This is a genomic window from Zoogloea sp. JDB1 (assembly GCF_056724025.1).
The window spans coordinates 3,798,358-3,821,996 of the sequence record NZ_CM161496.1 but is presented as its reverse complement, the minus strand read 5'-3'; the positions used below and the strand labels follow the sequence as shown (position 1 = coordinate 3,821,996).

Sequence of the window (23,639 nt, the reverse complement as noted above, 5' to 3'; positions counted from 1 at the left end):
GAACTCGTGTCTCCTTGGCTACGCTCAGAAACGCCGTTGCCAAGCGGCACCGACGATGACTTGAGGGCGTGGGTCCAGGAGCTGGCCGCCTGCCGAACCGATGATCGATTCGCTGCTGTACTTGAGGGGCTGAAGGACGGCGTAAGTGGTGTAGCGGTTAACGCCGTGTTCCAGACTGGCCCGCAGGTCATAGCGAATGTACTGCTTAGCGTGAGACAGGCTTAGGGGAGTACCTTCAAAGTATGGGGTCGCCGAAATGTACGCGACGTCGGCATTGAACAGCAGGCGGCTTGCACCAGCAGGACGAGTGTAGGCAACACCGGTCTTGACGGTGTTTCCCGGTAGGGAGAGACGGTCTGCGGTGCCCGGCGTCGCACTATTGATGCGGGCCTTGATGAGCTTGCCGAAGCTGCCGTACCAGCTGAATGCGTCATCGCCCAGCCAGCGCGCTTCCAGTTCCCAGCCGTCACGGGTGGTATTCCCGACGGAGGCGAAAATACCTGGAGCGATCTGGCTGATCTCATCTTCGTTGGTCGTGTGGTAAACGGCGCCGGTGAGTTGCCAGCCGTCACCCAAGAGGGCATTGATCCCCGCATCGCGGGAGCGGACCTTGGGGGCATTCAAGCCTGTATTGGCGACCCCTCCAGAAGCACCCAAGGGGCCAAAGGATCCACTGGGGCTCAGTTCTGCCTGGCTTGGAGAGCGGAAGCCTTCTCCCGTGTTGGCGAAGAGCTCCATGCCTTCGCACACCGTCCATACAATACCGACCCGCGGAGTGGTGACAGAGCCGGAATACTCTGTTGAAGCTGCAGGCAGCTTGCGGTTGCGGATCGAATAATCGAAGCCATCCCAGCGCAGCCCGCCGAGCAGTTTGAGTGTTCGCCAGGGTTTGTACTGGCCCTGGACAAAAAGGCCGTAGGTCAGTAGGTCGAGATTCTGGTTGGTCAGGTAATCCTGGGTCGCCTGGCTGACGCTCCAGCGGCGGACGATGCCATCGCCCCGGTCCTGGCGTAGCTCTGCGCCCAAGGCCAGGTTGGCCCGATCTCCGATGCGGAGGTTGTTTAGGATCCTGCCGCCAAGAATGCGGCGGTCATCCTCCTGCATGTTGATGTCCGTCGTATTGGCGCCCACGCTGCGCCGACGTTGATAGTCTTCGGCATACAGGGTTGCGGAAAGTCCTTCATCACCATATCGGGGCGCCAGGTTGAAGACCAGGCTGCTGCGTTCCGCATCGCCATCGAGAGCCGGAGTGGACGTATCCCGGTCAGTTGGGCGAATCGCGCCGCTGACAAGTTTGTTCAGATTGAGGAAACCAGGCGCACTCCAGTCAGCCTTGTGATGGACGAAACGGAGGCTCAGGTTCTGTCCGGCGATGGTTTGGCTTCCCTTGATAAAGAGGGTGCCGCGGGTTTCATCCGAGTTGTCACGGTAGCCGTCGGTTCGGTAGAGATCAGCGACGAGAAGCATATCGCTGGACTGTTGCGCGCCATTGATGACCGCGGTGGCACGCGTGGCGCCGTAGCTGGCGACGTCGATGCCCATGCTGCTTTGAGCCCGGCTTCGCGTCACGATGTTGATTGCGCCGGCCCGGTTCTGGTCTCCATAGAGAGCAGAGAAGGGCCCCTTGATGACCTCTATGCGTTCGATCATCTCGGGGGCCAACCAGCCGAGATCGTTCATGCCGTGGTTTATTACCGACGATGGAATGTTCTGGGGAACACCGTCGACATAAACCGCCACATCGGCGCCATGGCTCGCCGTGAGGAAGCCACGCATCTTGATAGCCGTGCCGATGCTCCCCTGGCCCAGGTTGTGAGCCTGGATGCCCGGCACCCGACGAAGCAGGTCCCCGGCATCCGGGCCCACATTGGTGCGCTCAATTTCAGAGCGGTCGATCACCGTGACCTGAGTTGGCAGGCTGGTACTAGAGAAATCGAGAGCCGCAGGGTGGGCGGCCTTCTCGCCACGGACAACTACCGTTTCCAGGACGGGTAGGTTTGCATCAGCTTGCGATTGGGCCGGGGTTGGGCCGATCAGGATGAACTGGGTCAGCGCAAAGGTCGTTTTTCTCATGAAATTTCGTCGCGGATGCCGAGGGCTCGCGAGTCGGGCGAGTCGGGTTAACATCTAGATCCACTCAAATATGAACCATGAATGCAATGTTATAACATTGCATTCATGGAGCCAAGCAGGCCAGATGAATACCACTTACGTTCCCATTGAAGCGCCCGCCGATGAGACAGATTTCCTGGACGGCGCCGAAGCCCATTGTCGAGCTCGGGGTGTCAGCCTGACGCCGATCCGCCGGATGGTGCTGGCCATGCTTCACAGCCATCCGCGAGGGCTCAAGGCGTACGATCTTCTGGAGCGGATGAAGGCTGACAAACCTGGCGCTTCACCACCAACCGTCTATCGCGCACTGGATTTCCTGATTGATCAAGGACTCGCCCACAAAATCGGGCGGATGAACCTCTTCGTGGCCTGCAGCCAGCTGTGCCATCAAGAACGGATGCCGGGCCTGTTCCTTGTCTGCCCGCGCTGTAACGGAGTGACCGAATTGCAGGACGAAAGTGTGATTCGTGCTCTTACTGCCAGCCTTGCGGCAGTTGGACATCAGCTGGAGAGCCAGGAGGTAGAAATCGGTGCGATCTGCCCGAGATGCCGTGAGCTAGGTTGACGTGGTCCCAAGAGTTTCCGCCGACTCACGCGCCAGCTTGATAAAGGCCTTCAGGTAGTCAATGTCGAGGTCCGTTTCGCGCGCGCCCAGGAAGATCTGTTTGGCGATTCCGGTTTGCCCCAGGCGTACCGGGACGACGTCGAACTTGCCGGCATATTCCTGCACCAGCCAGCGGGGCAGGGCGGCTACGCCGCGCTGGCTGGCCACCATCTGCAACATGATGTCGGTGGTCTCGATGGTCTTGTGGCGCTTGGGGGCCATGCCGGCCGGCTGCAGGAACTCGGTGTAGATGTCCAGCCGGTCGGGGGCGACCGGGTAGGTGATGAGGGTTTCCTGCGTCATGTCTTCGGGCGTGGCGTAGGGGACCTGTGCCAACGGGTGATGGCGGGCCACCACCAGCACTTGCTCGTAGTCGAAGACCGGTTCGAAGCGTAGCCCCGGCTTGAAGAGTGGATCGGGCGTGACGAGCAGGTCGATCTCGTAGCCGAACAGCGCTCCGATGCCGCCGAACTGGAATTTCTGCTTCACATCCACATCCACATCGGGCCAGCCGGCCAGGTAGGGCGAGACGACCTTGAGCAACCACTGGTAGCAGGGATGGCATTCCATTCCAATGCGCAGGGTGCCACGTTCCCCCTGGGCGAACTGTTGCAGGCGCTCTTCGGCCAGAGTGAGCTGCGGCAACACCCGGTTCGCCACGGCCAGCAGATACTGGCCGGCCTGCGTGAGGCGCAGGCTGCGGCCTTCCCGCAACCAGATGTCGGTACCAAGCTGCTGTTCAAGTTTCTTGATGCTGTGGCTGAGGGCCGACTGGGTGACGCACAGCACGTCGGCAGCGGCCGTTAGCGAGCCGCGCCTCTCGACTTCCGCAACGATGGCCAGGTGAATTCTCTCCAGCATATTACGTGAACAAAATTCATTGAATGTTGAAATAAGACCATTTTACTTCATGATATGTAGTCCATACCATCGGCGCTCTACTGAATTCTGGAGTTGCCCATGACCATCATCCACAACCTCGGCTTTCCGCGCATCGGCGCCCGGCGTGAGCTGAAATTCGCACTGGAGTCCTACTGGAGGGATGAGTCGTCCCTGGACGAGCTGAAAAAGCTGGGCGCCGATCTGCGTCAGCACCACTGGAACCTGCAGGCGGGGCTCGATCTGGCGCCGGTCGGCGATTTCTCGTTCTACGACCAGGTGCTGGACATGAGCTTCGCGCTCGGCAATCTGCCCGAGCGGGTGCGCGATTTCCATGGCGATGCGCTGGACAATTATTTTCGCGTGGCCCGCGGCCGCTCCGCCCGGACTGCCGAGGCCCACGCCGGGTGCTGCGGCGGTGTGGCGGCCGGTGAGATGACCAAGTGGTTCGACACCAACTACCACTACATCGTCCCGGAATTCACCGCCGACACAGAGTTCCGGCTCGATGCGTCCCGCCTGCTCGGCGAACTCGTCGAAGCGCAGGCCCAGGGCGTGAAAGCCAAACCGGTCATCATTGGTCCGCTGACTTATCTTGCCATCGGCAAGGCCAAGGACGATTCCGACAAGTTGGTGTTGCTGCCGCGCCTGCTGCCCGCGTATGCCCGCCTGCTCGACACGCTGGCGGAGCAGGGCGTGGAGTGGGTCCAAATCGACGAGCCGCTGCTGGTCACCGAACTCGACGCCGACTGGCGGCACGCCTTCAACACGGCGTACCACGAGCTCAAGGGCAGTCGGGTCAAGCTGTTGCTGGCCACCTACTTCGGCCAGTTGCAGGAGAACCAGTACCTCGCTGCCAACCTGCCGGTTGCGGGTCTGCACATCGACGCGATCAATGGCCGGGACGACGTGGGTCCCATCCTCAACCTGCTGCCGTCCAGCAAGGTGTTGTCCCTTGGTGTGATCAACGGCCGCAACATATGGAAGACAGATCTGACGGCGGTGCTCGACTGGCTGGAGCCGCTGGCCCGGCGTCTCGGCGAGCGCCTGTGGATCGCGCCGTCCTGCTCCCTGCTGCATGTGCCGGTGGACCTCGCCAGCGAGGAGCGGCTGGATGCCGAGGTGAAGTCCTGGCTGGCCTTTGCGCAGCAGAAGCTCGACGAGCTGAAGGTGTTGGGCACCGCGCTGCGCGAGGGGCGGGAAGCCGTCCGGGATGCGCTGGCTGCCAACAAGGCCGCGCTGTCGGCCCGGCGGGCATCGCCGCGGGTCACCCAACCCGCGGTGCAGGCCGCGGTGGCCCGCATCGATGCTCACCTGGGTCTGCGCGAAAGCCGCTACGCCAGGCGTGCGCCCAAGCAAGCCGAATGGCTGAAGCTGCCGGTCTTCCCGACTACCACCATCGGCTCCTTTCCGCAGACCATGGAGATTCGCCAGGCGCGCAGTGATTTCAAGGCCGGCCGTCTCGACGCCGCCGGTTACAAGACGGCGATGCAGGCCGAAATCGCACGCAGCGTCCGTGAGCAGGAGACTCTCGGCCTGGACGTGCTGGTGCACGGCGAAGCCGAGCGCAACGACATGGTGGAATATTTCGGCGAGCAGCTCGACGGCTATGCTTTCAGCCAGTTCGGTTGGGTCCAGTCCTACGGTTCCCGCTGCGTCAAGCCGCCGATTCTCTTCGGCGATATCAGCCGTCCGCAGCCGATGACCGTGGAGTGGATCACCTACGCGCAATCCCTCACCGCGAAGCCAATGAAGGGCATGCTCACCGGACCAGTGACCATCCTGAACTGGTCTTTCGTGCGCGATGACCAGTCCCGCGCACTATCGTGCAAACAGCTCGCGCTGGCGATCCGCCAGGAAGTCCTGGACCTGGAAAAGGCCGGCATCCGGGTGATCCAGATCGACGAAGCGGCGCTGCGCGAAGGCCTGCCGCTACGCAAGGCCCAGTGGAAGGACTACCTGGACTGGGCGGTCGAATCCTTCCGCATCGCCGCCAACGGCGTGCGCGACGAAACGCAGATCCACACCCACATGTGCTACTCGGAATTCAACGACATCATCGCGTCCATCGCCGACATGGACGCCGACGTGATCACCATCGAGACCTCCCGCTCGGACATGGAGCTGCTCGACGCCTTCGACGATTTCCAGTACCCGAACGAGATCGGCCCCGGCGTCTACGACATCCATTCGCCGAACATCCCGACCGAGGCGCATATCGTCGAATTGATGAAGAAAGCCGCCGAGTGCATTCCGGCGGAACGGCTGTGGGTGAATCCGGATTGCGGCCTGAAGACCCGCCAGTGGGCCGAAGTGATTCCGGCGCTGACCCACATGGTGGCAGCCGCCAGAACCTTGCGCGCAGCCGCCTGAGGGGCGATTGGACGTGTGCGAAGGCTTTGATTTCAGAGGGGAAGGGCCCAGCGCCTTGTTTCGGGCCCTTCTGGCGTCACGAATCAGAAGCTGATGCGCACGCCGAGTCGAACCGTACGCGGCTCCAGAGGGTGTACCAGGCGTCCGTCGATAGCCGATCCGGTACCGCAACCGCCGGTGCCGGCGAGCGCTTCGCTGCGCGTGCATGCGCCGCCCCAGTATTCGATGTCATTGGCCTTCTTGTTGAGAAGGTTCAACACATCGAGCGTTGCCTGCCATTGCTTGTTGAAGCGGTAGCCGAACTTGAGGTTGGTCATCCAGAAGGCCTCGGACTTCTCGGCGCCGGTTTCTTCCAGATCATAGGAGCCCAGATAGCGCATGCGGACCCCACCGAACCAGGTGCCGCCATCGTCGTAGGTCACGCCGAGCGAGGCGGCCAACGGAATGGCGTTGGGGACACGCCGTCCGCCATTGGTTTCGTTCCTGAACCGGGCCCTGGAAAGCGCCAGATCGGCATCGACAATGACGCCGGAGAACGGGGTGAAGTAGTTGGACCATTCGATACCGCTGCGCTTCGATGCGCCCTTGGGCTCGGTGACCCCTTCGTCGCCGATGAAGACGAGTTCCGACGCCAGGTCCATCTGCCACACCGACAGGCTGCTGTTCCAGCCGGGCAGCGGCACCATGCGCACGCCGAGCTCGCTGCCTTTCGCCTTGACGATCAGGGGAACTGCGTCGATAGCGCTGCCGTCCTGGGGATTCACCCTGGCGGTGGCTCCACGCGCATCGTTGCTATGAAATCCGTGCCCCCAGTTGGCGTAGAACTCGGTTGGACCCACCAGATTGAAGGGCCCAAAGACCGCGCCCAGTTTCGGGCTGGCCTGGCTGGCGGAGGCGTCGCCGCCGTTCGTCATGTTGTTGGCACCGCCCAGTGCGGTGGATTCGGCACGGATAGCGTCGTAGCGGGCGCCAATGTTGGTGCGGAACCAGGGTAGCCATTGCGTCCTGGCGTCAATGAAGACGCCCGACGCTGTTTCAGTGATCCTGTCTTCGCGAACGGTGTCGGTGCGCTGGCGATTGACCGTGTTGTAGAGGCCGACCTTGCTGATGCGGTCCTGGCGCAGCTGGACGCCGGCGGTGAGCTCGGTATCCCGCAGCGCGGGGCTGAGGAACCAGGTGCGGCGGAGATCGCCCCCCCAGACGACGCGCTGGTCAGCTTGTTCATGCTGGTCGCCGGCGAGGCCGCTGATATAGCCGGAGGGCGCGGAGAACAGATTCAGCCCGTAATCGATCACGTAGGCGTTGGCACGGGTGGCGCTGTTCTCGCCGGTGAGCGCCCATTCGCCGGACAGGCTGTAGCGATGCGTGTGTCCGCCGTCGTTGGGAAGCAGGGTGCCGTAGCGGCCGATTTCGCCACTGGCGATGGCTCTCGCGGGCACGTGTTCGGATGCGGTCCAGTCGGCCTTGTAGAGCATGGCCGTCAGGGCGAAGCCGTTGGCGGCGGTTCCCGACGACAGCCGGAAGACGGCGTTCTGTTTCTCGAGGTTTTCCGGTTGATCCCAGGGGCCATCGTTTCCGGCCACCTCGATCCCCGCCAGCAGGTTGAAGCCGTTGAACTCCGTGCTGCCCGCAGTGAGCAGGCGGCTGTAGTTGTGCTGGCCGACGGTCAGGTCGATGAAGGGGGCAGCCAGCTTCCGCTGGTAGTCGATGCGGGCACTGCCGCTGGTGGCGAAATCACCGTCCTCCGCGCCGTAGACGCCCTTTTTGTACTTCACGGTACTGACCAGCTCGGGAATCAGGAAATTGAGATCCATGTAGCCCTGGCCGTGCGCGTGGCTGACCATGTTGATGGGCATGCCCATGACGTGGGTCGAGAAGTCGCTGCCGTGGTCGAGGTTGAAGCCGCGCAGGAAGTACTGGTTGGCCTTCCCGTCGCCGGAGTGCTGGGTGACGATCATGCCTGGCACGACCTCCATCACTTCGGCAGGGCGAAGCAGCGGCCGGTTCGCCAGTTGCTTCGCGGTGACGGTGCCTTCGCTCGCGGAATCGGCTACTCCTATCAAATCCCTGCTACTGCTGTTGACGGTGACTTCCTGCAGCGTGGGAATACCGGCTGCGAAAGCAGGGAAGGAGCACGTGGAAAGGACGGCCAGCATCAGGGGCCGCATGCGCTGCTTCATCATGAAGATGGCGGCGCGACGGGAGAAGCTGCGGGGCGAGGGAGGGTGGAACTTGCGTTGCGCGTCTGGCATGAGGTCGAACGTCCTGGTGGACCGTCCGCACAGCGAAGACGACAGGCAGTGCCAGAGGCAGTGTGCTTTTGCCGCCCTCTGCACCCCGCAGACGGTCTGTTGCAAGCGCCCCCGGTCTGATCCAGGGACATCGAGCAACAGGCCGGTCTCCGGGCTCGCAAGTGACATCGGACCGATGTCGAGTGCATCGCCTTCCCAAACTCTTCGCGCACGCCGTGTTCGACGTCACGTAGGAGATCAGTGGCTGGCCATCGGGGAGGACGACCGGGATGTACCTGAACTTGCTTACCGTTGCGGGGGCAGCCAAGGCTTTGCAGAAAAACTACGCACCTTGTTCCCGTTTAACCCGGAATGCCATGGCATTCCGGGCACCTGCTGCATGGGATCGCTGAAATTCGAAGTGAATTCAACGAAGCCGCGCATTCTATGCCTTGTTGAAAAACTCTGTCGATATGAGATTTGTATGGTTTGGGCCAAGGCGCCCGGGCGATCAGGTTGATGTCGTGCCCGGATGGTGTCCAATCCGCCAGGATTTCAGACCTTGTACAGCTGTAGTGTGGCGATCTGACGTTGGGCCTGTTCGTCCAGGCTGCGGGCTGTGACGGACGATTGCTCCGCTGCGGCAGCGGCCTCTTCGGCCATCTGTGCGATGCGCTCGATCTGCACGGCGATGTTGTTGCTGGCTGCACCTTGCTCGCGGATTGCGTCCGAAATCTCGGATACGACGTGGGCGGTGTCGCTGGCCGCCGTACCGATTTCCTTGATCGCCTTGTCCGCGTCGTCGGCGCGGGAAACGCTCTGCACCACGAGCGTTTCCGCTGCTTCCATTTCTCGTGCGGCCTGTTCGGAGTGTCGGCGCATGGCCTCGATGGTGGAGGAGATCTCCTGCGTCGAACTGGACGTACGTTCGGCCAGTTTGCGCACTTCGTCAGCCACCACCGCGAAGCCGCGCCCCTGTTCGCCTGCCCGGGCTGCTTCGATTGCCGCATTCAGGGCCAGCAGGTTGGTCTGGTCGGCGACGTCCTTGATGACCTGCACGACCGAGCCAACCCGTTCTCCCTGTGAGCCCAGTTCGCGCAGAGAAGTCGCTGCGGCACTGACCGAGGCGGAAATGCTGCGGATATCACCGATGGTTCTATCGATGGTCGTTGAGCCGGTCTTGGCCATGTTGCCGGATTGATCGGCCAGGGAGTGGGCCTCGTTGGCGCGGTCGCCTACGTGATTGACGCTGACCGTCATTTCCTCGACGGTTGCGGCGATGGCGGAGGAGGCTTCGCTCTGGGTGCCTGCCGCATTTGCGACCTGATCGGATGCAACTGCCATTTCACGGCTTGCATCGGCGACCGACCTTGCACCTTCCGCGAGGCTGCGGAAATTGTCCTGGAGTTTGGAGAGCAATTGGTTGAAGGCTGTTGCGGTTTCACCGATCTCGTCCATGCGCAGCACGGGAGCACGGACCGTGAAATCCTGGCTGTCGTTCACATGAACAATGGTGTCGCGCATGCCGGCGAGACTCGTCCGGAACGAAATGATCAGGAAATACGCCATGATGATGACAATCAGGCAGGCAGCAACAAGGGAGCCAGAGGTCATCCACTGGGCAGTCGCGGCATCGGCTGTGTTCTCGCGGTTCAGTTTGTTGGCGAGCTCATAGTTGTATTCCATGTCCTTTTGGAGCGCATCGCCGGCGGCCCGTGCTTTCTCACGGAGCGTTCCGCGCAAGAAATCCCGAACATCGGCCATGTCGTTGGCGCTGAGCTTGCGGTAATACTCTTCCCTGGTCGAGCGGTAGTCGGCAATTGCCTGAAGCGCCTTGTCCAGCAATTGCTTGTCTGTTTCGTCCGAGATCAACTCGCGACCGTATTTCTGCAACTGGGCATCGAGCTTCTGATCGGCGGCCTGGACCTCCCGGGCAATTTCCTCGCGATGTGCACTATCGACGGCGAGCGCCAGTTGGTAGGTGCCAAAGCGGCTGGCCGTGAGGCTGCTGCGCGCTTCGAGCAGGGTGTGCACACTCGGAAAGGTATTGACCTGAACGTAATCGAAGCGGGCATTGGCCTGCCGCAACTGCCAGATCCCCAGGAAGCCGACGAGAATCAGCGTGAACAGGGCTGTGCCCAAGGCGGCCATAAGGCGTTGCGTCAGTTTCATGATCACTCCAGAGGAACCATCGGGGCGGATGTGCAATTGAAGTACTTTATCAAAAGGTAATTATTATTAATGTGAAATTTGTTGTATTTAACAAATTTATATTTTTCGTTGATTTTAAATTTCTCTCATCCAGGAACAGCTTCCCAGGTAGTGAGAAGAGCGTCGAGTGATGTGCCCCCAACATTCGTGGCCACTACAGAGCCACTTGGCACAGGTCTTCTTAAATATTCATTCAGCGTTTCTTAAAAGATCCGTAAGCAGCTTTCACCCGATTTGCAAGGGGTTTCGGGCGACCTAGACTGACTCCATCGATCAACGACGGGAGACGTCATGGCAACCCAAACCCCCGATGCACACCGGCTTCTCGAGCAGATGATGCTGGTGCGCGCCTACGAAGAAGCGATCGTCGCCGGTAGCCAGGCCGGCAAGGTGCCGGGCACCTGCACCTCGGTGGGCCAGGAGGCCGCCGCGGTAGGCGTCGTCAATGCGCTGACGCCGGAAGACCTGATCCTCACCAACCACCGCAGTTCGGGCCATCTGCTGGCCCGCGGCGCCGACCCCGGCCGCATGCTGGCCGAGGTGATGGGGCGTAGCGGCGGCTATTGCGGTGGCCACAGCGGCTCGCTGCACATCTCGGTCAAGGAACTGGGCGTGGTGCTCACCTCCACCATCGTCGGCGCGGAGCTGTCCCTGGCGCCGGGCGTGGCCCTGTCCCAGAAGATGCTCGGCCGGCCCGGCATCGTGGCCTGCTTCTTCGGCGACGGCGCCGCCTGCGAGGGCAGCTTCCACGAATCCATCAACCTGGCGGCCCTGTGGAACCTGCCGGTGCTCTACATCTGCGAGAACAACCACTGGCAAGCCTTCGTGCACCGCCGCGAGGCGATGTGTAAGGACCACGTGTCGGACTGGGGCGCGTCCTATGGCATTCCGTCCCGCAGCGTAGACGGCAACGACGTAGCCGCGGTGCTGGCGGCAGCGCAGGAGGCGGCAGCCCAGGTGCGCGAGAGCGGCCGGCCCTACTTGCTGGAAACCTATACCTACCGCACTCGCGGCCACTTCGAGCCGGACGATCAGGCCTACGTGGACCCGGCTGAACGGGAAGCATGGGTCGCCCGCGACCCGATCAAATTGTGCCGCGAACGGCTGATCGCCGACGGCCAGTTCAGCGCCACCCAGGCCGACGCGCTGACCGACAAGGTGGCGACCCGCATCGCCGCTGCCCAGGCCTTCGCCGATGCGTCGCCTTTCCCTTCCACCGAGGCGCTGACCCGCTTCGTCTACGCCTGAGGAATTTCCGTGACCACCCTGACTTTGCTTGATGCCGTCGGCGCCGCCCTCACCGAGGAAATGCGCCGCGACCAGACCGTCATCGCCTTCGGCGAAGGCATCGCCACCAAGCGTCACGACCTCGTGCAGGAGTTCGGCGCGCTGCGGGTACGCAACACGCCGCTGGCCGAGGGCATCATCGCCGGCACGGCGGTGGGCGCTGCGGGCACCGGCCTGCGCCCAGTCATCGACCTGCTGTTTGCGCCCTTCATGTGCTACGCGATGGACGAGATCGTGAACAGCGCCGGCAAGCTGCGTTTCATGTCTGGCGGGCAGTTCTCCTTCCCCCTCGTTGCGCTGGCACAGACCGGCGCCGGCTGGGGCGTAGGGGCCCAGCACAACCACAACGTCGAGGCGTGGTTCGTGCACAGCCCCGGCCTCAAGGTGGTGATGCCGAGCAATCCGGCGGACGCCAAGGGCCTCTTGAAGGCGGCCATCCGCGACGACAATCCGGTGATGTTCTTCCTCGATATCGGCTTGCTCTACGTGCCCGGCGAGGTGCCGGCCGGCGACGTCGTCGTTCCGCTCGGAAAGGCCACGGTGGCCCGCGAGGGGGCCGACGTAAGCCTGGTGTCCTACGGCAAGACCGTGCTGCATTGCCTGCAGGCCGCCGAGGCGCTGGCGGGGCAGGGCATCTCGGCGGAGGTCATCGACCTGCGCAGCCTCAAGCCGCTGGACGAGGAGGCGATCCTGGCTTCGGTCAGCAAGACCGGCCGGCTGGTGGTCGTGCATGAAGCCAACAAGCTGTGCGGCGTCGGGGCGGAAGTCGCCGCGCTGGTGGCCGAGCAGGCATTTGCCGCGTTGAAGGCGCCCATCGTGCGCCTCGGCGGTCCCGACGCCCCGGTGGCGTCCAGTTATCCGCTCGAGCAGGCCTTCGTGCCCCAGGCGGATGCCATTGCCTCTGCTGCGGTCCGCCTGTGCGGCCGACAGCGTGTCTGATCAATTCCCCCAAACCCGACAGGAGTTTCCATCATGTGCCCCGACACCAAGAACAACGCCACCCTTGCCATTCTCGCCATTGCCTGCGGCATGCTGGCGTCCCCGAGCTTTGCGGGAGACAGCGGCCTAGTCAAACGCGGTGCGGCCCTCGTCAGCATAGGCGGCTGCACGGATTGCCACACGCCCTTCAAGATGGGCCCCAATGGGCCGGAGAAAGACATGGCCCGCGGCCTGTCGGGCCATCCGGAGGAGCTGCTCCTGCCGCCGCCACCGCAACTCGCCGCCGCCTGGAACTGGGCCGGCGCGGCGACCATGACGGCCTTCGTCGGGCCCTGGGGCACCACCTATTCGGCCAACCTGACCCCGGACAAGGAGACCGGCATCGGTGCCTGGACCGAAAAGCAGTTCATTCAGAACCTGCGCAGCGGCAAGCACGTGAGCGGGGCCCGGCCGATCATGCCGCCGATGCCGTGGCCGGCACTGGCCAAACTTTCCGATCAGGACCTGCGCGCGGTGTTTGCCTACCTGAAAGCCCAACCGGCCATCCGCAACAAGGTGCCGGACTACCAGCCGCCGACGGGCACGCTGACCAAAGCCGACTGAGCCACGTCGCCACGCATCGCCGTGAAAGGCCGCCTCGATCCGGGTGGCCTTTCACGCTCTCAGGCGGCGATGCAGGCCGGGCCGACTTCCGCCTTGCGGGGCAAGTCGGCCCCGCGCCGCGAGCAGGTCAGCGCGGCAGCCCGTGCCGCGTAGCCGAGCATCGCGGCGATGTCGTCGGCGCCGAGGGCTTCCAACGCGTCAGGCGACAGTCGCCCGACGTCGGCCAGCCAGGTGAGCATCGCCGCCTGGAAGGTATCGCCGGCGCCGACCGTGTCCTGCAGGTCCACCGGCACGCCGGGCACCTGGGCGCTGGCCTGGCCGTTCCAGGCGATGGCGCCGTCGGCACCGCGGGTCACCACCACCAGCCGAGCGCCGCGGGCCAGCATGCGGCGGGCGAAGGCTTCGGGCGGCAGGTCGTCGTAGAGCAGGCGCACGTCCTCGTCGCTGATCTTGATCAGGTGGGCGAGGGTGGACAAGGTGTCCACGCGGGCATGCCAGCGGGCCAGGGACGGCTCCACGTTGAGACGCACATTGGGATCGTAGGCGATCAGGCGCTGCCCGCATTCGCGCCGGACCAGGGTTTCCAGTGCGCCGGCGGTGGGCTCGACGACCGTCGCGTAGGAACCCAGGTGGATCGCGCGGATCGCGGGGTCGAGGCTCGGCAGCGCGGCGATGTCGAGGCGCCGGTCGGCCGCGCCGTCGCCGTAGAAGGCGTAGGCCGGCACACCCTGGTCGTCGAGGCCGACCAAGCCGAGGGTGGTAGGCGCCGCCAGGCGCTGCACGGTGGCGGTGTCGACGCCCTCGGCGCGCAGCTTGGCGACGAGGCGCTCGCCGAGCATGTCGCGGGACACGCCGGCCAGGAAGGACACCGGCTGGCCGAGGCGGGCCAGGCCGATGGCCACGTTGAAGGGCGAGCCGCCGGGGTGGGCTTCCAGCTTGAGAACATCGGAGCCGGCGGCAGCGTTGCCGTTGATGAAGACGTCGAAGAGGGCTTCGCCGCAGACGAGGAACATGGTGGCACTCCGGACTGGGCGGCGCGGCCCCGGAAGGGCACCGCGCCGGCGGTGGACGGGACGGACGAGGCTCAGCGCGGGGACGACCAGCCCTTGTAGGTGGCGATGTTGGCGCGGGTCACCAGCGTGGACGGCATCAGCACGGTCGGGGTGGCCGGACGCTTGCCGTTGACGATGTCCTGGGCGATGTCCACCGCCTTCTGAGCCATCGCCCACGGGTCCTGGCTGGCGGAGGCCTCCACCTGGGTGTTGCCCTTGAGGGCGCCCTCGATGTCGGGCGCGCCGTCCACCGAGGTGATCACCAGGTTGTTGCGCTTGAACTGGCGGGCTGCCAGGTCGGTGCCGATGGCCTGTGGGTCGTTGATGGTGAACACCGCGTCGATCTTCGGGAAGCGGGTCAGGTGGCCCTGCATCACGTTCATGCCGCCTTCGCGGGAGCCCTTGCCGTCCTGATCGTCGGACAACACCTTGATGCCGGCCGTCTTGGCGAACACGCCCTTGCAGCCGTTCACCCGGTCCACCACGGCGGATACCTGCGGGCCGTTCTGGATGATCACGTTGCCCTTGCCGCCGAGCTTCTGGACGATGTACTCGCAGGCGATGCGGCCGGCCTGCACGTTGTCGGTCTGCACTGTCGCGTCGGCGCCGGCGGCAGCCACGTCCACCGCCACCACCACGATGCCGGCCTTCTGGGCCTTCTTCACCGCCGGCTCGATGGCCTTCGGGTCGGCCGCGTTGAGCAGGATCATGTCCACGCCGGCGGCGATGAAGTTGTCGATCTGCGTGAATTGTTTGTTGAGGTCGTAGTCGGCCGACAGGGTGGTGACCTTGGCGTTGGGGTTGAGCTGTTTGGCGCGGGCTTCGGCACCCTTCGCGATGGTCACGAAGAAGGGGTTGCCGAGGGAGCCGAGGGTGATCCCCACCGACTTGATCTCCTTCGCGGCGGCGCTGCCGGCGGCGAGGGCGAGGATCAGGGCGGTGGCGAGGGTCTTGGACTTGAACATGATGCGTGTCTCCGTGCCGGCTTTGTCGAAATCCCCGCGCGGTGCCGGCATCCCGGCGGGGCGTAGTGGGGATGGATCAGGTGCGAGCGCCGGACTGGCGATAGCGGTCGAGGGTGACGGCGCCGATGATCACCAGGCCTTTCACGATGTACTGCCAGATGTCGGACACACCGAGCAGCACGAGGCCATTGGAGAGCACCGCGATGATCAGCGCACCGATCAGGGTGCCGACGATGGAGCCGACGCCGCCGACAAAGCTGGTGCCGCCAAGGATCACCGCGGCAATGGCGTCGAGCTCGTAGGACTGGCCGAGCTGCAGGCCGTTAGCGGCGAACAGGCGGGCCGAGGTCATCACCGCGCCGAGGCCGGACAGCAGGCCGGACATGGCATACACGAAGAGCAGCACCTTCCACACCTTGATGCCGGACAGGCGCGCCGCTTCCGGATTGCCGCCGACCGAGTAGATCTGCACGCCCAGCACGGTGCGGCGCAGGATGAACCAGGACAGCAGCACCACGGCCGCGGCGATGATCACCAGCCAGGGCACGCCCAGTACCGCGCCGTTGCCGATGAAGGCGAAGGGCAGGTCGGGGTTGAAGATGGTCTTGTCGTCACCGAGCAGGCGGGCCACGCCGCGCATGGCGGTCAGCGCGCCGAGGGTGACGATGAAGGGCGGCAGGCGCACGAAGGCGATCAGGCTCCCATTCACCAGCCCGCAGGCCAGGCCGGCCAGCAGGCCTGCCGCCACGCCGAGCATGCCGGCGCCGGGGAGGTTGGAGGCCAGCATGGTGACCACCGCCGCGGCGGCGAGGATGGAGCCCACCGACAGGTCGATGCCGCCGGTGAGGATCACGAAGGTCATGCCGGCGGCGAGGACCACGTTGATGGAGGCCTGCTGGGCGACGATGGAGGCGTTCTGCAGGCTGAAGAAACCGTCGGCCAGGGTGCCGAAGCCGATGCACAGCAGGATCAGCACCGGCAGCATGCCGACGCTGCGCATCAGCTGGCGCAGGCGCTCCGTGGCGGACGGAGCCGGGGTTTGCGGGAGGTTGGCGACAACGCCGCTGACTTGGGTGTTCATGGATGTCTCCTCGGTCGAGGTGGATTTGTTGTGATGTGTTCGAGGCTCAGGCAGCGGCCAGCAGGGTCTGGCGGGCGCCGGTGGCGTATTCGATGATGGTGGCTTGCTCGATGGGTTCGCCGGAGTGGCCGCCCAGCTCGGCGACCAGCTCGCCCTCGCGCATCACCAGTACCCGGTCGGCGGTGCCGACGATCTCGGGCAGCTCGCTGGAGATGACGACGATGGCCACGCCGCTCCGGGCGAGCTCGTTGATGATCCGGTAGATCTCCGACTTGGCGCCGATGTCCACACCGCGGGTCGGCTCGTCGAGGATCAGCACGCGGGGCTTGATCTCCAGCAGGCGCGACAGCAGCACCTTCTGCTGGTTGCCGCCGGACAGGGCGCCGACGTTGCGGCGCGCGTCGCCGACGCGGATGCCCAGCGAGGCGATGGCCGCCGCCGCGCGGGCCTTGCCCCTGACTCGGTCGAGCAGGCCGCCGGGGCGGGCGTCGAGGCTGCAGGCGCACACGTTGATGTTGTCGCGCACGCTCATGTCGAGGAACAGGCCCTGGGCCTTGCGGTCCTCGGTGAGGTACACCAGGCCGGCGCGGATCGCGTCAAGGGGCGTGCGGACGTCCACCGGCACCCCGTCGATGTGGATCTCCCCGCTGCTGCGCGGGTCGGCACCGAAGACCATGCGGGCCAGCTCGGTGCGGCCGGCGCCCACCAGCCCGGCGATGCCGAGGACTTCGCCGGCATGCACGTCGAAGCTGCAGTCGTGCACCCGCTTGCCGTCGCCCACGTGGCGGGCCGCCAGCACCACACGGCCCGGGTCGTAGGGGGCATGCTCCTTGGTGTAGAAGCCGGACAGATCGCGCCCGACCATCATCTGCACCAGGCTCTCGGCGGATAGGGCTGCACGTTCCAGGGTGCCGACGTAAGTGCCGTCGCGCAGCACCGAGACCCGGTCCGACAGGTCGTAGATCTCCGACATGCGGTGGCTGATGTAGATGATCGCCAGGCCGTCGGCGCGCAACTGACGGATCAGCGTGAACAGGCGGTCGGTCTCCCGCGAGGACAGCGGCGTGGTCGGCTCGTCCATCACCAGGATGCGCGCCTCGGCGTGCAGCGCGCGGGCAATCTCCACCAGCTGGCGTTCGGCGATGGACAGGCTGGCCACTTCGGTGGCCGGACCGAAGCTCGCCCCGAGGCGGCGCAGGATGCCGGCGCAGGCAGCCTGCATCGCCTTGCGGTCCACCAGCCCGTGGCGGCGCAGCTCGCGGCCCAGGTAGATGTTCTCGGCGACGCTGAGGTTGGGGCACAGGCTCAGCTCCTGGTAGATCACCGCGATGCCGAGAGCTTTGGCGGAAAGCGGGCCCTCGATGCTCACGGCCTTGCCATCGACCAGGATCTCGGCGCCGGCGTCGGGCACGTAGGCGCCGGACAGGATCTTCATCAGCGTGGATTTGCCGGCGCCGTTCTCGCCCATCAGCGAGTGAATTTCGCCGGCGCGGATCGACAACTGCACGTCCTTGAGGGCCTTGACCCCGGGGAAGGTCTTCGAGATATGCCGCATCTCGAGGATGGGGCTGGCGTCATTGCTCATGGGGCATCTCCTCCGAACGGTGGGCGTCCCGGCGCAGGATTTCGGTGCGCGGGGAGAAGTTGAAGAACAGGGGCAGGCTGGCGGCGCCGATGGCGCCGGCGTCGGAGCCGAAGCTGCCGCGCAGCAGCTCGGGCACGCTGCGGGCTTCCGGGGCGTTGGCGGCGAGGGCGCGGCGCAGGCGCTGGATCAGCGCATCCACCAGGCCGGCGTCGATGTCGGCATCCACCACCACCGCCGGCAGGTCGAGCAGGCACAGGCTGGCGCGCAGCACCGGAGCCAGCGCATCGACGCAGTCGTCCAGCCATTCCTCGACGGCCGGGTGCTGCTGCCGCACGCATTCGGCCAGGTCATCGAGGGATTCGGCGGCGGCTCCCCAGTGGCGCAGGTGGCGGGCCAGCGCATGCAGCGAGGCGCGGGACAGCAACAGATCCCAGGCGCCGGCCGGGCGCGGGCTGGAGGCCAGGCGGCCGGGCGGGACGGGCATCACCGCGATGTCGCCGGCGTTACCGCCGACGCCTCGCAGGCAGTCACCGTCCAGCGCGATGCCGCAGCCGATGACCGGGCCGAGGAAGACGTACAGGAAGTCGTCGTGCTCCTGGCCGCAGCCGTGGAACAGCTCGGCGATGGCGGCAGCGTTGCCGTCGTTCTCGCTGAACACCGGCAGGCCGCTGGTTTCGCCCAGTTCGTAGGCGAAGTCGTAGTCGTCCCAGTCGTGGAAATGGGGCTGGGGCATGTCCAGCTCGCGCAGCCAGGCGCCCAGGTTGTAGGGCTGGGCGACGCCGATGCCGGTGAGGCGGCGCCGTTCGCCGTCGCTGAGGGTGGCCAGCACGGCATCCACGTCGGCGGCGACGATGGCCAGGGCCTCCTGCGGCGGCGGCAGCACCCGGTGATGGACGCGGCGGGCCAGGATGCGGCCGGCGAAGTCGAGCAGGGCGGTCTCGACGCTGTTCCGGTCGAGGCGCACGCCGACGGCGAAGGCGCCCTTCGGGTTGAGGCGGATCAGCGAGGCCGGCTGGCCGCGCTGGCCTTCCGCACGGCGCCCGGTGAATTCGATGAGATCGGCGTCCTCGAGGGCCTGGATGATGGTGCCGACCGCCGTGCTGGTGAGGCCGGTGGCGCGGGCCAGGTCGGCCTTCGAGGCCTGACCACCGCGGCGCAGGGCCTGCAGCAGCAGGCGTTCGTTGTAGCGCCGCAGGCGGATCGAGTTGCGGCCGCGGCCGGCGCGGGGATGGTGCATGGTGGTCTCCTCGTCCCGCTGATTCATAAATCAGGCTGGTTTAATTAATCGGCCGGATCGGGTGTCTGGCTGTCAGGGCTTGCTTGGGCCGCGCAGCCCGTCCAGAGCTGCGCGGCCTGTGCTCAGGGCGCCTTGGCGACGAAGCCGGGCGCGTCGCGCTCCAGCGCGCGGGCCGCACCGGCGAGGCCGGGGTAGGGCGCGCGGATCACGTAGGTGGGGATCTGGGCCAGGTAGTCGCTGAAGCGCCCCTTCTGCTCGAAGCGCGCGCGGAACGGCGAGCGGGCGAAGTAACTGCCCAGTTTGGGGACGATGCCGCCCCCTATGTACACCCCGCCGCGGGCGCCGAGCACCAGGGCCAGGTTGGCGGCGACGGTGCCGAGCATCGCGCAGAAGATCTCCAGGCTCTCGGCGCAATAGGCGCAGCTACCGTCGAGGCCGCGGGTGCTGATGGCGGCGGCGCTGAGCGCTTCGGTGGTGGCGCCGTGGCGGCGCGTCACCGCCTCGTAGAGCGCTTCGAGGCCGGGGCCGGACAACACCCGCTCGGCCGACACGTGGGGAAAGCGCTGCCCGAGCAGAGCCACGATCTCGGCCTCGCGGCTGTCGGTGGCGGCGAGCGTGACGTGGCCGCCCTCGCCGTTGAGGGGAATGAAGTCATCGCCGCTGGGCACCAGGCCGGAGATGCCGAGGCCGGTGCCGGCGCCGATCAGCGCCCGCGGGGCGTGGAGGTCCGGCGTGCCTTCGCCGATCTGCTCCAGCTCGTCCGCCGCCAGCGTTGGCAGGGCCAGGGCCAGCACCGTGAAGTCGTTGAGGACGTGCAGCAGCTGCAGGTCGAGGGCGGCGCGCAGGGCTTCGATGGAGAAGGACCAGTGGTGGTTGGTCATGCTCACTTGGTCGCCCGTCACCGGGTTGGCGATGCCGATGGCGGCGCGCTGCAGGCGGTCGACACCGACCTGCGCCATGTAGTGGCGGATCGCCGCGGCGGGTGTCTGGTGATCGGCGCAGGGCAGGGTCAGCACGTCGCTGAACGGGGCGCCGGGCGTACGGACCAGTGCGAAGCGCGCATTGGTACCGCCGATGTCGCCGATCAGGTCGGGAGCGGGAGTCGTCATGGTGTCGGGCTCCGGGCTTACAGTTCTTCGTGCCAGTTGAAGCCGTCGCGGCCGAGCAGGGCGCTCGCCGCGGCCGGGCCCCAGGTGCCGGCGGTGTAGGACTTGGGTGCTTCGCCTCCGTCGCGCCAGGCGTCCATGATCGGCTCGACCCAGGACCAGGCGGCTTCCTGTTCGTCGCGGCGCACGAACAGGGTCAGGTTGCCGCGCATCACGTCCATCAGCAGGCGCTCGTAGGCTTCCAGCCGGCGTGTGCGAAAGGTCTCGGCGAAATCCAGGTTGAGATGCACCGGCCGCAGCTGGATCACGTCGCCCGGCTGTTTGGCGAACAGGTGCAGCTGTACGGTCTCCTCGGGCTGCATCTGGATCACCATCCGGTTGGTGTGGGCGGTGTCGGCCGGCGCGCCGAAGATGGAGTGGGGCACGGCGCGGAAGTTGATGACGATCTCGGCGACCTTCTCCTGCATGCGCTTGCCGGTGCGCAGGTAGAAGGGCACACCGGCCCAGCGCCAGGTGTCCAGCTCGGCCTTGATGGCGACGAAGGTCTCGGTGCGGCTGTCCGGCGGAATGCCTTGTTCCTGTAGGTAGCCGGGCACCGGCTGGCCGCCGCTGGCGCCGGCGCGGTACTGGCCGCGCACGGTGCGGGTGGCCACCGCCGGGCCGGTGATCGGGCGCAGCGCGCGCAGGATCTTCAGCTTCTCGTCGCGCACCGCGTCGGCAGCGATGGAAGCCGGCGGTTCCATGGCAACGATGCACAAGAGCTGCAGCAGGTGGTTCTGCACCATGTCGCGCATCGCGCCGGCCTTGTCGTAGAAGTCGCCGCGGGATTCCACACCGAGCTGCTCGGCGACGGTGATCTGCACGTCGCGCACCCATTCGCGTCGCCACAGGGGCTCGAACAGCGCGTTGCCGAAGCGCAGCGCCAGCAGGTTCTGCACCGGCTCCTTACCCAGGTAATGGTCGATCCGGTAGATCTGGTCTTCGCCGAAGTAGCGGCCGACCTCGTCGTTGATCTGGCGCGACGAGGCGAGGTCGTGGCCGAGAGGCTTTTCGAGCACCACCCGGCTGCGCCCGTGGATCAGCCCGGCTCCGGCCAGGTTGCGGCAAGTGGCAGCGAACAGGTTGGGGGAGGTGGACAGGTAGTACACCCGCTCGCGGGACGCCGCTTCGCCCAGGCGCTCGGCGAGGGCGGCGTAGCTGGCCGGCTCGAGCGCGTCGATGGCCAGGTAGTCAATGCGCTCGCAGAAACGGGCCCATTCCGCCGCATCGAAATCCTGGCCCAGATAGGGCTCGCAGGTGCGCGTGGCGGTATCCAGATAGCCCGCAGTGTCGAGCGTTTCCCGCGCCACCGCGATGATCCGGGCGCCGCCGGGCAGCAGGCCGTCCTTCTGCAGGTGATACAGCGCCGGTAGCAGCTTGCGCATCACCAGGTCACCGGTGCCGCCAAAGAGCACCAGGTCAAGTTCCTTGATATCCCGCATCTCCGTTCCTTCGTGTGCTTGCGATGCAAGAGAGCGTCGCGTTGTTTTATCTAGTATGTAGTAAAAGTACTTAAAAGCAAGAATATTTTATTCGTAGATAAATTTGTTGCCGCAATTTTGTAGTCGCAAACAGCCTTTGTATTGAGGTAATCGTTGCAGGATGGCAATTCAAAAGCGCTTGAATTATGGGGTTTTGATGTGCAGTGGCGGGGCTGTGCAAAGATTTTGTTTGATCTCGCTTGTGTTTTATTTGTAGCTTAACTACACTCGAATCCAGTTAAACAAAACTACATTCATCTCGCAGGTGGTCGGAAAAGAGGGGTTCCGGCCGGTGGCCTGAAGTTGGGGCAGCCTGGGGTGGATGTAACCAACAGCGTTTGAAAACCAAGTGAGAAAACTGGAGGAGACATGAAGCAGAAAATGATCAACCCGTCCCTGCTGGCAGCCGGCGTGCTGGCGGCCCTCAGCGGCAGCGCGACGGCGGATGGGGGGGTACCGATCGATTTCAACGGCTACTTTCGCGCCGGCACGGGTGGAACGTCCAAAGGCGGGCAGCAGGCCTGCTTCAAGCTTGCCGGTGCCGCATCCAAGTACCGTCTCGGCAACGAATGCGAGACCTACGGCGAACTAGCGCTGGGCGCCCAGCTGTACCAGATGCCGAACAGCGACACGACCTTTCGCGTGCATACCCGCCTGGCCATCAATGCGCCGCAGGACCTGGACTCGGCCAGCACCACCACCAGCTGGGCGGAAGCCTGGGCCGAGGCCGACAAGATCGGCAGCGGTGCCTTTGCCAACGCCCGCCTGTGGGCCGGTAAGCGCTTCTATCAGCGTAACGATGTACACATCACCGACTTCTATTTCTGGAACAACAGCGGCAACGGCGGCGGTATCGAGAACGTGGATGTGGGCGTCGGCAAGCTGAGCTACGCCTACCGCCGCAACAGCGGTGGCGTGAAGACCGGTACGAAGACCGAGTTCTACCTGGACCCGAACGACGGCCTGACCAAGACCCGCCTGGTGGATGTGAACAGCACCTCGGCAATCAGCGGCCATGACTTCCGGCTCGGCGGCATTCAGGTCAATCCGGGCGGCGAGCTGACCGTCGGCGTCGATTTCCGCTTTGCCGACAACTCCGACGCCGCCAAGGCGGCCGGCATCAGCAACGCCAACGGCCAGCTCTACAACCTGATGCACACCCAGAACAACGTCCTCGGCGGCTTCAACCGGATCGCGCTGCAGTACGGCCGCGGCGTGGTGGCCAACCTGTCGCCGGGTGCGCCGGCCTTCGGCGCGAGCAGCAGCGACAAGGCCTGGCGCGTCGTCGAGCAGCTGATGGTGCAGCCGGAAGGCACCAACTGGACCGGCATGGGCACCTTTGTCTACGAAGACCAGATCGGCAAGCAGAAGTGGATTTCCTACGGCGCCCGTCCCCAGTACCACTTCAACGACAAGTGGAGCCTGGCGGTGGATTTCGGCCACGACGAAGTGAAGCCGGACGGCGGCGACCGCCGCGTGCTCAACAAGATCACCATCGCACCGCAGATTTCGGCGGGGCGCCAGTTTTTCTCCCGCCCTGCGTTGCGGGCTTTTTACACCTACGCCAGGTGGAACGACGCCGCCCAGGCCGCTGCGCCGGCCGGGGATACGCTGTCGGCGACGGGTGTGTTCGGTTCTTCCACCAACGGTAGCACTTTCGGCATCCAGGCCGAAGCCTGGTGGTGATCGGGTCCGGCTCGCCGGGGGTGGCGCGGAGGGTGTCTTCCCCTCTCCCTAGTGCGCCCTCCGTGTTATCCCCGGCAGATCCGGACACCGTTTTGTGATGTGATCGCGAAAATCCCGGCCGCCGTGGCGCAGCTTGTCGCCACGGCCCACCGGGCCATACTCAAGAAT

The 23,639-nt window shown here is 65.1% G+C and carries 17 protein-coding genes and 1 riboswitch; of the genes, 6 read left to right on the top strand and 11 right to left on the bottom strand.

All coding sequences use genetic code 11. The features are described from left to right. Positions 1–24: 24 nt before the first annotated feature. Positions 25–2,073: a TonB-dependent receptor gene (locus tag AC1PPK_RS17285; RefSeq protein ID WP_481114247.1), complete on the bottom strand. Its 2,049-nt coding sequence runs from the start codon at positions 2,071–2,073 to the stop codon at positions 25–27. Between the two features lie 124 nt (positions 2,074–2,197). Between AC1PPK_RS17285 and AC1PPK_RS17280 the strand changes: the two genes are divergently transcribed. Further along, positions 2,198–2,677: a Fur family transcriptional regulator gene (locus AC1PPK_RS17280; protein ID WP_481114246.1), complete on the top strand. Its 480-nt coding sequence runs from the start codon at positions 2,198–2,200 to the stop codon at positions 2,675–2,677. Here the strand turns inward: AC1PPK_RS17280 and AC1PPK_RS17275 are convergent. Further along, positions 2,669–3,577, bottom strand: a complete 909-nt coding sequence (locus AC1PPK_RS17275) for a LysR family transcriptional regulator (RefSeq protein ID WP_481114245.1) — start codon at positions 3,575–3,577, stop codon at positions 2,669–2,671. The genes AC1PPK_RS17280 and AC1PPK_RS17275 overlap by 9 nt on opposite strands. A 99-nt stretch (positions 3,578–3,676) precedes the next feature. Between AC1PPK_RS17275 and metE the strand changes: the two genes are divergently transcribed. Then, a complete protein-coding gene (gene metE, locus AC1PPK_RS17270; RefSeq protein ID WP_481114244.1) occupies positions 3,677–5,968 on the top strand; it encodes a 5-methyltetrahydropteroyltriglutamate--homocysteine S-methyltransferase in 2,292 nt (763 codons plus the stop codon). A gap of 83 nt (positions 5,969–6,051) precedes the next feature. Here the strand turns inward: metE and AC1PPK_RS17265 are convergent, their stop codons facing one another. Together AC1PPK_RS17265 and AC1PPK_RS17260 are read right to left on the bottom strand one after the other, a co-directional pair. Beyond that, positions 6,052–8,220 carry a TonB-dependent receptor gene (locus AC1PPK_RS17265; RefSeq protein ID WP_481114243.1) on the bottom strand — a complete coding sequence of 723 codons (2,169 nt, stop codon included), beginning with the start codon at positions 8,218–8,220 and terminating at the stop codon, positions 6,052–6,054. A 123-nt stretch (positions 8,221–8,343) separates the two neighbouring features. Beyond that, positions 8,344–8,611: riboswitch (cobalamin riboswitch) on the bottom strand. Between the two features lie 143 nt (positions 8,612–8,754). Further along, positions 8,755–10,407, bottom strand: a complete 1,653-nt coding sequence (locus tag AC1PPK_RS17260; protein ID WP_481114242.1) for a methyl-accepting chemotaxis protein — start codon at positions 10,405–10,407, stop codon at positions 8,755–8,757. Positions 10,408–10,701: 294 nt separating this feature from the next. Between AC1PPK_RS17260 and AC1PPK_RS17255 the strand changes: the two genes are divergently transcribed. From AC1PPK_RS17255 to AC1PPK_RS17245, 3 genes are read left to right on the top strand one after another with little or no spacing between them, the layout of a single operon-like run. Beyond that, entirely contained in the window at positions 10,702–11,658 is a 957-nt protein-coding gene (locus AC1PPK_RS17255; protein ID WP_481114241.1) for a thiamine pyrophosphate-dependent dehydrogenase E1 component subunit alpha, read from the top strand. Positions 11,659–11,667: 9 nt separating this feature from the next. Beyond that, positions 11,668–12,636, top strand: a complete 969-nt coding sequence (locus AC1PPK_RS17250) for an alpha-ketoacid dehydrogenase subunit beta (protein ID WP_481114240.1) — start codon at positions 11,668–11,670, stop codon at positions 12,634–12,636. A 33-nt stretch (positions 12,637–12,669) separates the two neighbouring features. Further along, on the top strand, positions 12,670–13,239 hold the full coding sequence (locus AC1PPK_RS17245; RefSeq protein ID WP_481114239.1) for a c-type cytochrome: 570 nt from the start codon (positions 12,670–12,672) through the stop codon (positions 13,237–13,239). A 59-nt stretch (positions 13,240–13,298) separates the two neighbouring features. Here the strand turns inward: AC1PPK_RS17245 and AC1PPK_RS17240 are convergent, their stop codons facing one another. From AC1PPK_RS17240 to zwf, 7 genes are all read right to left on the bottom strand, one after another. Beyond that, positions 13,299–14,252, bottom strand: a complete 954-nt coding sequence (locus AC1PPK_RS17240; protein ID WP_481114238.1) for a carbohydrate kinase family protein — start codon at positions 14,250–14,252, stop codon at positions 13,299–13,301. 71 nt (positions 14,253–14,323) lie between these two features. Beyond that, positions 14,324–15,256 (bottom strand): ABC transporter substrate-binding protein, encoded by a 933-nt coding sequence (locus AC1PPK_RS17235; RefSeq protein WP_481114237.1) that lies wholly within the window; start codon positions 15,254–15,256, stop codon positions 14,324–14,326. 76 nt (positions 15,257–15,332) lie between these two features. Then, positions 15,333–16,337: an ABC transporter permease subunit gene (locus AC1PPK_RS17230; protein WP_481114236.1), complete on the bottom strand. Its 1,005-nt coding sequence runs from the start codon at positions 16,335–16,337 to the stop codon at positions 15,333–15,335. 46 nt (positions 16,338–16,383) lie between these two features. Then, entirely contained in the window at positions 16,384–17,922 is a 1,539-nt protein-coding gene (locus AC1PPK_RS17225; RefSeq protein WP_481114235.1) for a sugar ABC transporter ATP-binding protein, read from the bottom strand. Beyond that, the gene (locus AC1PPK_RS17220; RefSeq protein WP_481114234.1) at positions 17,912–19,159 is read right to left on the bottom strand and encodes an ROK family transcriptional regulator; all 1,248 of its coding nucleotides are present in this window, start codon (positions 19,157–19,159) and stop codon (positions 17,912–17,914) included. Before AC1PPK_RS17220 ends, AC1PPK_RS17225 begins: the two co-directional genes overlap by 11 nt. A gap of 122 nt (positions 19,160–19,281) precedes the next feature. Beyond that, positions 19,282–20,268 (bottom strand): glucokinase, encoded by a 987-nt coding sequence (locus AC1PPK_RS17215; RefSeq protein WP_481114233.1) that lies wholly within the window; start codon positions 20,266–20,268, stop codon positions 19,282–19,284. A 17-nt stretch (positions 20,269–20,285) separates the two neighbouring features. Beyond that, the gene (gene zwf / locus AC1PPK_RS17210) at positions 20,286–21,746 is read right to left on the bottom strand and encodes a glucose-6-phosphate dehydrogenase (protein WP_481114232.1); all 1,461 of its coding nucleotides are present in this window, start codon (positions 21,744–21,746) and stop codon (positions 20,286–20,288) included. Positions 21,747–22,154: 408 nt separating this feature from the next. Between zwf and AC1PPK_RS17205 the strand changes: the two genes are divergently transcribed. Continuing rightward, entirely contained in the window at positions 22,155–23,471 is a 1,317-nt protein-coding gene (locus AC1PPK_RS17205; protein WP_481114231.1) for a carbohydrate porin, read from the top strand. Positions 23,472–23,639 lie beyond the last annotated feature (168 nt).